The sequence below is a fragment of the Sphingobacterium sp. WOUb80 genome (genome assembly GCF_050058145.1).
Classification (GTDB): Bacteria; Bacteroidota; Bacteroidia; order Sphingobacteriales; family Sphingobacteriaceae; genus Sphingobacterium.
This window is the reverse complement of record NZ_CP165617.1, coordinates 6,163,778-6,176,090: the sequence shown is the minus strand read 5'-3', so window position 1 is coordinate 6,176,090 and position 12,313 is coordinate 6,163,778. Positions and strand designations below refer to the sequence as shown.

Below are 12,313 nucleotides of genomic sequence, written 5' to 3'. Positions count from 1 at the left end.
CTATTTGCTTAATTAATCCAATGTGATATCTAGACCCAATCCACGTAGCTCGTGTACCAATACGTTGAACGATTCTGGTACCGATGGTGTCGGAAGGTTGTTACCTTTTACGATTGCTTCGTAAGTTTTGGCACGACCAACCACGTCATCCGATTTCACAGTCAAGATTTCTTGAAGGATGTTAGACGCACCGAATGCTTCCAATGCCCAAACCTCCATCTCACCGAAACGTTGACCACCGAATTGCGCTTTACCACCCAGAGGTTGTTGCGTGATCAATGAGTACGGACCGATTGAACGTGCGTGCATTTTATCATCAACCATGTGACCTAATTTCAACATGTAGATTACACCCACTGTCGTCGGTTGATCGAAACGGTCACCAGTCAATCCGTTGTACAAATATGTACGTCCAGATTTTGGTAGGCCAGCTTTCGCAACCCAATCCTGTACCTGATCCATTTCAGCACCATCAAAGATAGGTGTAGCAAATTTCACACCCAATTTTTGACCTGCCCAACCCAATACGGTTTCGTAGATCTGTCCCAAGTTCATCCGTGAAGGTACCCCTAGTGGGTTCAACACGATATCAACTGGTGTTCCATCTTCTAAGAATGGCATATCCTCATCACGTACGATACGTGCAACGATACCTTTGTTACCGTGACGACCGGCCATCTTATCCCCTACTTTCAACTTACGTTTCTTAGCAACGTAAACTTTAGCCATCTGCACAATTCCTGATGGAAGTTCATCACCGACAGACACTGCAAATTTATCACGTTTGAATGAACCTAACTCTTCATTAATTTTAATATTGTAATTATGAAGGGCCATTTTGATCAACTCGTTTTTATCTTCGTCAGTTGTCCATCCCATTGGGTTGATGTTGTTGTAATCTAATTCAGCTAGGATTTTTTGTGTGAACTTAGCTCCCTTAGCGACCAACAACTCTTTATAGACATTGTATACCCCTTGGCTTGTTTTACCATTCACTACTGTGAATAATTTTTCAACCAAACGATCTTTCAATGATTTAACAGCTCTATCGTGAGCAACCTCTAGTTTTTCTAAAGTTTTGCGCTCAACCTCTTTAGACATTTTCTTCGCACGCGAGAATAACTTCGTATCGATAACAACACCTTTTAATGAAGGCGGAGTTTTCAATGAAGCATCTTTCACGTCACCAGCTTTGTCACCGAAGATTGCACGTAACAATTTCTCTTCTGGAGAAGGATCAGACTCACCTTTAGGTGTGATTTTACCAATTAAGATATCACCGCCACCAACTTCAGCACCGATACGGATAATACCGTTTTCATCTAAGTCTTTTGTCGCTTCTTCAGATACGTTAGGAATATCAGCTGTTAACTCTTCCTCACCACGTTTCGTATCACGAACTTCAAGTTCGAATTCTTCAATGTGAAGAGATGTAAACCAGTCTTCTTTCGCTACACGCTCAGAGATTACAATCGCATCCTCAAAGTTATATCCTTGCCAAGGCATGAACGCTACTTTCAAGTTACGACCTAATGCTAATTCACCATTTTCAGTTGCATAACCTTCACATAATACTTGTCCTGGTTCAACTCGTTGACCTTTCTTAACGATAGGCTTCAAGTTCATACATGTATTTTGGTTGGTTTTCTTGAATTTGATCAATTTATACGTTTTGACATCATCATCGAATGATACAAGACGATCATCGTCGTTTCTGTCGTAACGGATTTTGATTTCATCAGCATCTACATATTCTACTACACCATGACCTTCCGCATTGATCAATGTACGTGAATCTTTCGCTACACGACCTTCAAGACCAGTACCTACAATAGGAGCTTGTGGACGCAATACAGGCACAGCCTGACGTTGCATGTTCGATCCCATCAATGCACGGTTGGCATCATCGTGTTCCAAGAAAGGAATCAATGAAGCCGCAATAGATGTAATTTGGTTTGGAGCAACGTCCATATAATCAAGCATATTAGGCTCGATAATTGGGAAGTCACCCTCATATCTGGCTTTCACTTTCGCATCTTCGAAATTACCTTTGTCATCATACAAAGCATTCGCTTGTGCGATTGTTTTACCATCTTCATCCTCAGCAGATAAGTATACAACCGGTTCGTCAACCACAACAACCCCATCTTTTACCTTACGGTAAGGAGTCTCGATAAATCCTAAGTGGTTAATTTTCGCATGTACAGCCAATGAGGAGATCAAACCGATGTTTGGACCCTCAGGAGTTTCAATTGTACAAAGACGACCGTAGTGTGTATAGTGAACGTCACGAACCTCGAAACCTGCACGCTCACGAGAAAGACCACCTGGACCTAAAGCTGACAAACGACGCTTGTGCGTAATTTCAGCAAGAGGGTTAGTTTGGTCCATGAACTGAGACAACTGGTTGGTACCAAAGAACGAATTGATTACGGACGAAAGTGTACGTGCATTAATCAAATCAGTTGGCGTAAATACCTCATTGTCACGAATGTTCATACGCTCACGGATTGTACGGGCCATACGAGATAGACCTACACCAAATTGAGCATATAATTGTTCACCTACAGTACGTACACGACGGTTTGACAAGTGGTCAATATCATCCACCTCGGCTTTAGAGTTGATCAAATTGATCAAATACTTCACAATTGCAATGATATCCTCACGGGTTAATACTTTCGTATCATCCGGAGTTCCCAACTTCAACTTACGATTGATACGGTAACGACCTACATCACCTAAATCATAACGTTTGTCAGAGAAGAATAAACGATCGATGATACCACGAGCAGTTTCCTCATCTGGTGGTTCAGCGTTACGCAATTGACGATAGATATGCTCTACCGCTTCTTTTTCTGAGTTGGACGTATCTTTTTGTAAAGTGTTATATATAATAGAATAGTCTGCATTGTTTGATTCATCATCTTTCGCTAAGATAATAGACTTAACGCCAGCTTCGATGATCAAATCAATGTGATCTTCTTCTAGAACAGTTTCACGCTCAAGGATAATTTCGTTACGGTCGATAGATACAACTTCACCTGTATCCTCATCCACGAAATCTTCTACCCATTTTTTCAATACCCTAGCCGCAAGACGACGACCAACATATTTTTTAAGACCAGATTTACTAACTTTTACTTCATCCGCTAAATCGAACAATTCTAAGATATCTTTATCCGAATCATAACCGATAGCACGCAATAAGGTCGTAACTGGGAATTTCTTTTTACGGTCGATGTACGCATACATGACGTTATTTACGTCAGTTGCAAATTCGATCCAAGATCCTTTGAAAGGAATTACCCTTGCAGAATAAAGTTTAGTACCATTTGTGTGTCTACTTTGACCAAAGAAAACGCCTGGTGAACGGTGTAATTGCGATACGATGACACGCTCTGCACCATTTACCACGAAAGTACCTTTAGGAGTCATATAAGGGATAGTCCCTAAATATACATCCTGAACAATAGTTTCGAAATCTTCGTGTTCTTCATCATTACAAGATAACTTTAACTTAGCCTTTAAAGGAACGCTATAAGTCAAGCCGCGCTCGATACACTCTTGGATATCATAACGTGGTGGATCAATGAAATAATCCAAAAACTCTAGCACAAAAATGTTTCTTGAATCAGAAATAGGGAAGTTTTCCGAGAATACCTTGAACAGCCCTTCCTGATGGCGGTTGTCAGAAGTAGTTTCTAATTGAAAAAACTCCTTGAAAGATTCCAATTGCACATCTAAGAAATCTGGATATTCCAATACTTTCTTACTTGTCGCAAAGTTTATTCTTTCTTGTTGAATATTATTGTTTGCCAAGGGAATATGAATTTTAGTTTTAAAAAAACTGCGCTTACACTTATGCTGTAAACCACCTTTCCACTGTGCCCAGCATATACACAGCATAGTGGCGTATTGATATAAATAGGAATAGACTCTGACGAAAAATCGTCAGAGTCTAAACCTTTTCGGGCTAATTAGTTGAGATTATTTAATCTCAACAACAGCACCAGCTTCTTCTAATTGTTTTTTCAAAGCTTCTGCTTCGTCTTTAGATACACCAGCTTTTAATTCTTTAGGTGCTCCGTCAACTAAATCTTTAGCTTCTTTCAAGCCTAATCCAGCTAAATCTTTAACCAATTTAACTACAGCTAATTTTTGACCACCAGCTTCTTTCAAGATAACGTCAAATGAAGTTTTCTCTTCTGCAGCAGCAGCACCACCTTCAGCTGGAGCAGCAGCTACAGCAACAGCAGCAGCAGCAGGCTCGATGCCATACTCGTCTTTTAAGATATCAGCTAATTCTTTAACTTCTTTTACTGTTAAGTTAACTAACTGTTCAGCAAGTTGTTTTAAATCTGCCATTTTATTTTGAATTTTTGAATGTACTTTATAAAAATTGTTAATTAAATTGTAACGAATGTTTCTGTTCTGGAGGATTCGTTAACCTCTTTCTTCTAAAGCTTTTACTAAACCTGCAACAGTATTTCCTCCTGATTGAAGAGCTGAAATAACATTTTTCGCAGGAGATTCCAAGGCTGCGATAACGTCCGCAATAAGTTCGTTTTTAGATTTAAGATTAACTAATGCAGTTAATTGATTATCTCCAACGAATGCAGTTGCTTCAATGAAAGCCGCTTTTAACAACGGTTTTTCACCTGATTTACGCAATTCTTTGATTAATTTCGCAGGTGCGTTAGCGACTTCTGAAAACATCATTGTAGACGCTCCTTTAAGCGTTCCAAAGATTTCTTCTTCATCAACACCAGCTTCGATTAATGCTTTCTTGATTAAAGTGTTTTTTACAGCTTTAATTTCGATGCCTTGTTCAAAACATTTACGACGAATGTTATTCACTTTTTCAACTGACAACTCAGCAGTATCGGTAATGTAGAAGTTACCGTAAGATTTAATCTGTTCGGCCAAAGCTAGAACAATTTCTTGTTTTTCTTCTTTTCTCATGATTAAATACCTGCTACTGATTTAGTCTCAATATGAATACCAGGACTCATAGTTGAGGAAATGTGAATACTTTTAAAGTAAGTTCCTTTAGCTGCAGATGGTTTCAAACGAGCTAGAGTTTGTAATACCTCTAGTGCGTTATCATATATCTTATCTGCATCGAACGACGCTTTACCAATAGAAGTATGGATGATACCGGTTTTGTCAACTTTGAAATCGATCTTACCACCTTTTACATCTGTTACAGCTTTACCAACTTCTGTTGTAACTGTACCAGTTTTAGGGTTAGGCATCAAGTTTCTTGGACCTAAAATACGACCCAATTTACCAACTTTAGCCATAACACTAGGCATAGTAATAATGATATCAACGTCAGTCCAACCACCTTCAATTTTGCTGATGTAATCATCTAAACCTACGTAGTCTGCACCTGCCGCTTTAGCTTCTTCTTCCTTATCAGGAGTACATAAAACTAAAACACGAACAGTTTTACCAGTACCGTGAGGTAATGTTGCAATACCACGAACCATTTGATTTGCTTTACGAGGATCTACGCCCAAACGAACGTCGATATCCACAGAAGCATCAAATTTGGTCAATGAGATTTCTTTAACTAAAGCCGAAGCTTCTTTTAAAGAGTATGCTTTACCAGCTTCAATTTTGGATAGTGCCGCTTTTTGATTTTTTGTTAATCTAGCCACTTTTCTTAAATTGATTTCTTAATTAATTGTTCCAAGGAGCATTACCTGATACAGTAATACCCATACTACGTGCTGTACCAGCTACCATTTTCATAGCAGCCTCTACAGTAAATGCATTTAAATCAGGCATTTTATCTTTAGCGATTGTCTCAACTTGTTCCCAAGTGATAGCCGCAACTTTTTTACGGTTAGGCTCGCCAGATCCACTTTTTAATTTCGCAGCGTCTTTCAACTGAACTGCTACCGGTGGAGTCTTGATGATAAAATCAAATGATTTATCAGCGTAAACTGTAATGACAACAGGCAATACTTGACCTGGTTTGTCTTGCGTACGAGCGTTGAACTGCTTACAGAAATCCATGATATTCACACCTTTAGCACCTAATGCAGGTCCTACTGGAGGTGAAGGATTCGCAGCTCCGCCCTTAACTTGTAATTTTACTAACGCACTGACTTCTTTTGCCATTTTGTTTTGAATTTAATTTTGTTAAATGTCTGTTAGTAAGTTGGAAGCAAATAACGTAACATTCATCGGCCAGGACGTAACACCCCAACCGAGGTGCAAAGTTAATAAGAAGATTTGAATCCTGCAAGTATCTAACTTTTAATTTTTCAGGAATTTATGTTTTTTTTTATATCCTAGCCCAGATTACACATCTTCCTACAAAAAAATCTTTACACCTTTCTAAATCTTAACACTAGAATTATCGATTTTAACAAATTTACATCAGTTCTACTGTACTCTAATAGACTTCAACACCTTATCCAATACCTGATCCTTCCCTTTGATAACATCATCAACATTTCGTACAATGGAAACATCCGGCATAACACCCCGCCCGGCTTCGCTTACATGATAATAAGGCTTCACGTCCATTAAGCCAAAGCGCCACCTTAAATGGGAGTTTGGCAGTTTCAGTACAGGAAGAACTCCCGCAACCGTGCCACTAGCAGCCCCGCCAGTCTCTTCACCAAAGAAAACAGCACGTTTCCCAACTTTCAGATTTGTAGCAATTAAACTCGCCGCAGAAAAAGTCCCGCCATCGATCAATACAAATAAATCACCGCGATAGCGATTCGCCTTTGATTTTTCAATTTTGCTTCCCGTAAGATGGGTGTAATTTATTCCATCTTTGGAAAACGTCTTTGTCCAAGATACTACAGCACTTGGTATAATAAATGGTGATAAAATGGGATAAGACCAACCCGGCAATCCTTTTACCTGATAAAATGGTAAGTTGAATTTTGAGGTGATAACTGCCGGCTGAACAAATTGGAATTTATCCTCTTCCACTAAGTAACTGTATAATTCACGGACATCGGACAAACGTCCGCCCAAATTGCCACGAAGATCCAAGATCAGGTATTGTACAGAATTAAGCTCCAGTCGATCAAAAATTCTTCTATAGGCTTCTTTTGGACGCCCATACGAAAAGTCAACCACTTTCAATAAAGCAACACTACTATCGCCTTTGACAGGGAAAGAGAGCTGTTTACTCATTCTTTTTAGATTGGCATTATACCCAAAGATTTTACGCTGCTTTTTTAAATCACTTTTCTTCTGATCAGGTTGGCTCACTTTTTTCACAGCCTTGGTCGTTATCTCTGATTTAGCCTTTGTATCGACACTATCAAACCTTCTTACAACAGTCCGCTGGTACGTGCTATCGGCATCGGAAAACAAGATCGCAATAGAATCCCGATAGCCCAATTCCAATTGGTAATACCGCGGTAATAAACGCTCAAAAGCCTGATCTATAAATGTCGTATTATAGCCGTCCGATGTAAAGGTTGGACGATATTTTGTATACAGATTTTGTGGTTGTATCCCCTCAACGGCAAGAATTTTAGAACCTACTACCAAGGTCGAATCTAAGGTCCCATTTTTTGAGAGATAGAGTGTATTTTCTTGCCAATGAAATCCCAATTGTGAGAAAGGACCCTTACTTTTTTGGTAGCGTACTTTATCCTTACCTTTCGGATCAAATTTTGAAATAAGGGGACTCAGCGTCATATGCCCCTGCCGAACTTGGGCGAGTACGGATGCTAATGCCAGCTGAAACTGATTGGGCAATAATGGCTGGCGGATCGTTCTACGAAGGCTGTCGAACTTAATCTTTAACTGATCTTCCCGCACATATAGAAACAGGTCCGGATGCATCTTCCACAGGTTATGCTCAACATAGTTGATATCTTGCTGCATAGCTTCCACCGCCAGGGGAGTTTCAATAAATCGATTGTACTTCTCGACATTTGCACAGCTCAGCAATGTTAGCACATACATCAATACGAATAGATAAATAGTTGGCCTTTTCATTTGTAGTAAGATACAAAAAAAAGCCTTCCAATTTTCATGAAAAGCTTTTCTCTATCGTTAATTACTAATCTTACTCTTTTTCTACTTGCATGTAGTTTAGTTCAAGTGGCGTCTTACGACCGAAGACTTTCACCATCACAATTAATTTCTTTTTATCTTCGTGGACTTCTTCGATTTCTCCGGTAAATCCGTTGAAAGGACCATCGTTTACTTTCACTGTTTCACCCACATAGTAAGGAACGTTAATGGTTTCACCTTGCTCGGCCATTTCATCCACTTTACCTAGGATACGATTTACCTCTGCTTGGCGCAAAGGAACTGCATTACCTGCTTTATCTCCCAAGAAACCAATTACACTATTGATATTTTTGATGATGTGCTCTAACTCACCGTCAAGAGCTGCTTCCAATAAAACATAACCAGGATAGTAGTTACGCTCTTTAGCAACTTTCTTACCATCGCGCATCAAGTAGTATTTTTCCATTGGGATCAACACCTGAGGAATCAAGTGCTCAATACCTAAACGGCTAACTTCGGCATCAATATATTGCTTTACTTTCTTTTCTTTACCACTTACAGCACGAACTACGTACCACTTTAAACCTTGATCTGCCATAAATAAATACGATTGAAAAATTAAGAAGCAATACCGTACAAGAATTCTAACCCTACACTTGAAGCTTTATCCATTACAAAGACAACCAATGCAATAAGAAGAGAAGCAACAAGTACAATAACAGCTGAACTTTGTAACTGAGACCATGTAGGCCAAGTCACTTTCTCAGTGATCTCTACATAAGAGTCTTTAAAAAAATCAAGTACTTTTGCCATTTTAGTTTATCTGTTTTTATAAGCACGGGCACCAGGACTCGAACCCAGACCAAAGGTTTTGGAGACCTTCGTTCTACCTTTAAACTATGCCCGTGTATTTCTTATTTTGTGATGCAAATATAGTGTTTTAAACCACTTTCTGCAAATCTTTTTTCACTTTTTTTTATTTTAATCCGATAAATCGCTTATCGAAAAAATAAGCTAATCAACCTCAGTTGATTAGCTTATTCTATGTGATTCTAAATCTTTATTAAAGACTAGATAATTTCAGTTACCTGACCAGCACCTACTGTACGACCACCCTCACGGATAGCGAAACGTAGACCTTTTTCCATTGCAATAGCAGAAATTAATTTCACGCTGATTGTAACGTTATCACCTGGCATAACCATTTCAGTACCTTCTGGTAAAGAGATCTCTCCAGTTACGTCAGTTGTACGGAAATAGAATTGAGGACGGTATTTGTTGAAGAATGGAGTGTGACGACCACCTTCAGCTTTTGACAATACGTAAACCTCAGCTTTGAAATGATCGTGAGGAGTTACTGAACCTGGTTTACAGATAACCATACCACGTTTGATATCAGTTTTCTCAATACCACGTAACAATAAACCTACGTTATCACCAGCCTCACCGTAATCTAAGATTTTACGGAACATCTCAACACCTGTTACTGTAGATTTCAAGTTCTCAGCACCCATACCTAAGATCTCAACTGGATCACCAGAGTTGATTACACCTCTTTCGATACGACCTGTAGCAACTGTACCACGACCTGTGATCGAGAATACGTCTTCTACTGGCATCAAGAAAGGTAAGTCAGTCAAACGTGGAGGAATTGGAATGTAGTTATCTACAGCATCCATTAATTCCATGATTTTCTCAACCCACTCAGGCTCACCGTTCAATGCACCTAAAGCAGAACCTTTGATTACAGGGATATCATCACCAGGGAATTCGTAGAATGATAATAACTCACGAACTTCCATTTCAACTAAGTCTAACAACTCAGGGTCATCAACTAAGTCAGTTTTGTTCATGAATACTACTAACGCAGGAACACCTACTTGGCGAGCCAACAAGATGTGCTCACGAGTTTGAGGCATAGGACCATCAGTCGCAGCAACTACGATGATAGCACCGTCCATTTGAGCAGCACCAGTTACCATGTTCTTAACGTAGTCAGCGTGACCTGGACAGTCAACGTGTGCATAGTGACGGTTAGCTGTAGAATATTCTACGTGTGCAGTATTGATTGTGATACCACGCTCTTTTTCTTCAGGAGCAGAGTCAATTGAATCAAATGAACGAGCTTCTGACAAACCTTTATCAGCCAATACTTTAGTGATAGCAGCTGTAGTTGTAGTTTTACCGTGGTCAACGTGACCGATAGTACCAATGTTTAAGTGTGGTTTACTACGGTCAAATTTCTCTTTTGCCATGTTTATGCGAATTAGTAATTATAAATTATTTCTATTTGTTATATACTCTTGCTTAACTTTTACACAAGTACGAGCCAAAGATGGGATTTGAACCCACGACCTCTTCCTTACCAAGGAAGTGCTCTACCCCTGAGCTACTTCGGCTTACTAAAAAACCTTATTTACGTATTAATGCCCCCACCTTTAGATACATTATTATCAAAGAAGATAGAGACTAAATTTAATACTTGAAAAATTTGAGCGGAAGACGAGGTTCGAACTCGCGACCTATAGCTTGGAAGGCTATCGCTCTACCAACTGAGCTACTTCCGCTTAATAATTAGAAACTAGAGTAAATCTAACACCCTAATTAAAATAAAGTGTGGAGGGAGAAGGATTCGAACCTTCGAAGCCGAAGCAACGGATTTACAGTCCGTCCCATTTGACCGCTCTGGAACCCCTCCAGACCTGTAACTTTCGTTACATTTAGAGCCTCTTATCGGAATCGAACCAATGACCTACTGATTACAAGTCAGTTGCTCTACCAGCTGAGCTAAAGAGGCTTCTAATATCTTTATTTAAACTTACATTCTATCAACGTCTGACCAAGTATTTCTACCTTTTCAGCGAGTGCAAATATCGAATTTACTTTTGATTTCTGCAAGTTTATTTTTTATTTTTTTTCATTTAAAGAACTAAGCAAACTTTCGTTGTTTTGAACCGTTGTTCCCTTGTTTGCTGATGCAAAGATAGACACAAAACTCACTTTACAAAAATATTTGTCAAAAAAAAAAGACAGTTTTTGGCAATTATACTGATATGCAGCACAATAATTTTTCATTGCATATTTACCTATTTTGGTTATTTGGCTAATATACTATCTTTGGGCATGCAAATTTTACCGCAATCACTTTCAAAACTTACCCGATACTCCGTACTATTTACGGTACTTTTAATGGGATCGGCCGAATTGAAAGCTCAAAATATTATTCAAAAATTGAGTAAAAAATTTCTTTCCGCTGAAAGAGATTCTACACGTTCCGGTAGTTTTATGGTTTTACCGGCCGTTGGTTATGCGCAGGAAACGGGCGTCGAATATGGTCTGGCAAGTGCTTATAATTTTTATCTGGACAAATCTGATCCCAAAATCCGCACCTCCACGGTAATGGTCATGGGAACCTTTACATCCAACAGTCAGTCCAACTTTAAACTGCAGACAGACCTTTGGACTAAAAACAACGACTATCATCTGATTAGTGAAATACGCTACCGTAATTGGCCCTTTAACTATTATGGTGTCGGCATGGACACCTGGAAAGCAGATGAAGAACGCATTGATCAAAAATTATTTCGCGTTAAACTCGAAGCTGAGAAAAAAATCAGCAACAACCTCTATTCTGGTATCAACATTCAATACGATAACTTCACCATTCGTAGCGACAGCGCCGATCGCATTTTCAATCATTCCGATCTTATTGGAAAGGATGGCGGACAACAACTCCTCATAGGTCTATCGCAATTGTTTGATAATAGGGATAACGTTTCTTATACGACAAAAGGTTATTATGCCAAATTACGGTTGGCATATGCTCCCAAATTATGGACAAGTACTGATTTTACAGGGGCAAACCTCGATGTTGATCTCCGTGGCTTTATTCCTCTGCACAACCAGGTCACCCTGGCCCTGCAGGGAATCTTTCGTTCCACATTTGGGAAAACCGTTCCATTCTACAACTACCGTGAACTAGGCGGAGACATGATGATGCGCGGTTATTACCTCGGACGTTACCGGGACAAGAATTACCTGGCCTCACAGGCTGAACTGCGTTATCGCTTTCATCCACGCTTTGGCATCGTTGGATTTTCGGGCCTCGGATCGACCTTTTCCAAGGAAAATAGCAGCCGATATGTAGCCAGCTATGGTGGCGGTTTACGCTATTTCTTTAGTCTCGAACATAACAGCAGTATTCGCTTTGATTATTCCTTTGGTGAACAAAGACCTGGAGAAAAACGTCAATCGGGCTTCTACCTGTCCCTAAGTGAGGCTTTTTAATAAAAAAACATATCATAAAGAACAG

10 protein-coding genes and 5 tRNA genes are annotated in these 12,313 nt (G+C 39.5%); 1 reads left to right on the top strand and 14 read right to left on the bottom strand.

What is annotated here, in order from left to right; translation table 11 throughout:
- Nucleotides 1-12 precede the first annotated feature (12 nt).
- From rpoB to AB1Z56_RS25435, 14 genes are all read right to left on the bottom strand, one after another.
- Nucleotides 13-3,822, bottom strand: coding sequence for a DNA-directed RNA polymerase subunit beta (gene rpoB / locus AB1Z56_RS25500; protein WP_046672286.1), 3,810 nt, complete (start codon nucleotides 3,820-3,822; stop codon nucleotides 13-15).
- Nucleotides 3,823-3,990: 168 nt separating this feature from the next.
- Entirely contained in the window at nucleotides 3,991-4,368 is a 378-nt protein-coding gene (rplL, locus tag AB1Z56_RS25495) for a 50S ribosomal protein L7/L12 (RefSeq protein ID WP_002992785.1), read from the bottom strand.
- A gap of 78 nt (nucleotides 4,369-4,446) precedes the next feature.
- Complete coding sequence (rplJ, locus tag AB1Z56_RS25490) at nucleotides 4,447-4,965, bottom strand: 50S ribosomal protein L10 (protein WP_046672239.1); 519 nt, start codon at nucleotides 4,963-4,965, stop codon at nucleotides 4,447-4,449.
- Nucleotides 4,966-4,967: 2 nt separating this feature from the next.
- Nucleotides 4,968-5,666, bottom strand: coding sequence for a 50S ribosomal protein L1 (gene rplA / locus AB1Z56_RS25485; protein WP_046672240.1), 699 nt, complete (start codon nucleotides 5,664-5,666; stop codon nucleotides 4,968-4,970).
- A gap of 22 nt (nucleotides 5,667-5,688) precedes the next feature.
- Nucleotides 5,689-6,132, bottom strand: a complete 444-nt coding sequence (rplK, locus tag AB1Z56_RS25480) for a 50S ribosomal protein L11 (protein ID WP_070566323.1) — start codon at nucleotides 6,130-6,132, stop codon at nucleotides 5,689-5,691.
- 267 nt (nucleotides 6,133-6,399) lie between these two features.
- Complete coding sequence (locus AB1Z56_RS25475) at nucleotides 6,400-7,983, bottom strand: S41 family peptidase (protein WP_426790468.1); 1,584 nt, start codon at nucleotides 7,981-7,983, stop codon at nucleotides 6,400-6,402.
- Nucleotides 7,984-8,053: 70 nt separating this feature from the next.
- Nucleotides 8,054-8,599 (bottom strand): transcription termination/antitermination protein NusG, encoded by a 546-nt coding sequence (gene nusG / locus AB1Z56_RS25470; RefSeq protein ID WP_046672242.1) that lies wholly within the window; start codon nucleotides 8,597-8,599, stop codon nucleotides 8,054-8,056.
- Nucleotides 8,600-8,619: 20 nt separating this feature from the next.
- Nucleotides 8,620-8,814 (bottom strand): preprotein translocase subunit SecE, encoded by a 195-nt coding sequence (gene secE, locus AB1Z56_RS25465; RefSeq protein WP_028072657.1) that lies wholly within the window; start codon nucleotides 8,812-8,814, stop codon nucleotides 8,620-8,622.
- Between the two features lie 23 nt (nucleotides 8,815-8,837).
- Nucleotides 8,838-8,908 (bottom strand) — tRNA-Trp (locus tag AB1Z56_RS25460).
- 163 nt (nucleotides 8,909-9,071) lie between these two features.
- On the bottom strand, nucleotides 9,072-10,256 hold the full coding sequence (gene tuf / locus AB1Z56_RS25455; protein WP_075991174.1) for an elongation factor Tu: 1,185 nt from the start codon (nucleotides 10,254-10,256) through the stop codon (nucleotides 9,072-9,074).
- A gap of 72 nt (nucleotides 10,257-10,328) precedes the next feature.
- A tRNA-Thr gene (locus tag AB1Z56_RS25450) sits at nucleotides 10,329-10,400 on the bottom strand.
- Between the two features lie 95 nt (nucleotides 10,401-10,495).
- A tRNA-Gly gene (locus AB1Z56_RS25445) sits at nucleotides 10,496-10,568 on the bottom strand.
- Nucleotides 10,569-10,618: 50 nt separating this feature from the next.
- Nucleotides 10,619-10,699: transfer RNA gene (locus AB1Z56_RS25440), tRNA-Tyr, on the bottom strand.
- Between the two features lie 26 nt (nucleotides 10,700-10,725).
- Nucleotides 10,726-10,798 (bottom strand) — tRNA-Thr (locus tag AB1Z56_RS25435).
- Nucleotides 10,799-11,124: 326 nt separating this feature from the next.
- Here AB1Z56_RS25435 and AB1Z56_RS25430 point away from each other — a divergent pair.
- Entirely contained in the window at nucleotides 11,125-12,288 is a 1,164-nt protein-coding gene (locus AB1Z56_RS25430) for a polymerase (protein ID WP_426790467.1), read from the top strand.
- Nucleotides 12,289-12,313 lie beyond the last annotated feature (25 nt).

What these genes read in the sequence shown, in the direction of transcription:
- rplJ (WP_046672239.1), bottom strand. Translation starts at nt 4,965, where the DNA reads ATGAGAAAAGAAGAAAAACAAGAAATTGTTCTAGCTTTGGCCGAACAG.
- rplK (WP_070566323.1), bottom strand. Translation starts at nt 6,132, where the DNA reads ATGGCAAAAGAAGTCAGTGCGTTAGTAAAATTACAAGTTAAGGGCGGA.
- secE (WP_028072657.1), bottom strand. Translation starts at nt 8,814, where the DNA reads ATGGCAAAAGTACTTGATTTTTTTAAAGACTCTTATGTAGAGATCACT.
- rplL (WP_002992785.1), bottom strand. Translation starts at nt 4,368, where the DNA reads ATGGCAGATTTAAAACAACTTGCTGAACAGTTAGTTAACTTAACAGTA.
- nusG (WP_046672242.1), bottom strand. Translation starts at nt 8,599, where the DNA reads ATGGCAGATCAAGGTTTAAAGTGGTACGTAGTTCGTGCTGTAAGTGGT.
- tuf (WP_075991174.1), bottom strand. Translation starts at nt 10,256, where the DNA reads ATGGCAAAAGAGAAATTTGACCGTAGTAAACCACACTTAAACATTGGT.
- AB1Z56_RS25430 (WP_426790467.1), top strand. Translation starts at nt 11,125, where the DNA reads ATGCAAATTTTACCGCAATCACTTTCAAAACTTACCCGATACTCCGTA.
- AB1Z56_RS25475 (WP_426790468.1), bottom strand. Translation starts at nt 7,983, where the DNA reads ATGAAAAGGCCAACTATTTATCTATTCGTATTGATGTATGTGCTAACA.